Annotated in this window: 1 pseudogene; it reads left to right on the top strand. The window is 45.2% G+C overall.

Features of this window, described 5'->3' with window-relative positions:
- Positions 1-31: 31 nt before the first annotated feature.
- Positions 32-476 (top strand): annotated as a pseudogene (locus MO867_RS22510) (ISAs1 family transposase); the annotation flags it as partial.
- Positions 477-569 lie beyond the last annotated feature (93 nt).

The raw sequence follows: 569 nt of genomic DNA, 5'->3' as shown, positions 1-569 counted from the left end.
CATTGAACGAGGCGGTGACTATGCAATCGCTGTGAAGGGCAACCAAGACAAGCTCCACCGGCAAATTGCTGCACATTTTAATAATTTATTCGATATGCAGCACCACAAGCACGTCGACACTGATTGTGTAGAAGAAGTGAGCCGAGGCCGAATAGAATCCAGAAAATGTCTCTCTACTAGCAGTATTGATTGGCTCGAAGGTAAAGAGCAATGGCACGGTCTTAGAAGTGTTGTCGCAGTCCAAGCGAAGCGATCTGTAGCTGGGCACACCAGTTGCGAAACACGCTACTATATAAGTAGTTTAGAGCCCCGCTCAGCAGAACTAAATCAGATTATTCGATCTCATTGGGGTGTTGAAAACTCGCTACACTGGATTTTAGATGTAGTGTTCCGTGAGGATGATAGTCGCTTTAGGTCAGGTAACGCACCAGAGAACATGGCGATCTTGAGGCATTCCGCACTAAATCAGTTACAAGCGGCAAAGCCCAGTTTTAGAAAAGATATGAGCATTAAAAGGCTTCGGAAAAAAGCCGGCTGGGATAGTGAAACTTTAGACAAGATAATTACAG

Origin of the sequence: Microbulbifer okhotskensis (assembly GCF_023895975.1) — a bacterium.
Lineage (GTDB): Bacteria > Pseudomonadota > Gammaproteobacteria > Pseudomonadales > Cellvibrionaceae > Microbulbifer > Microbulbifer okhotskensis.
Note: the sequence above shows the minus strand (reverse complement) of the source record. Positions and strands in the feature narration are given on the sequence as shown.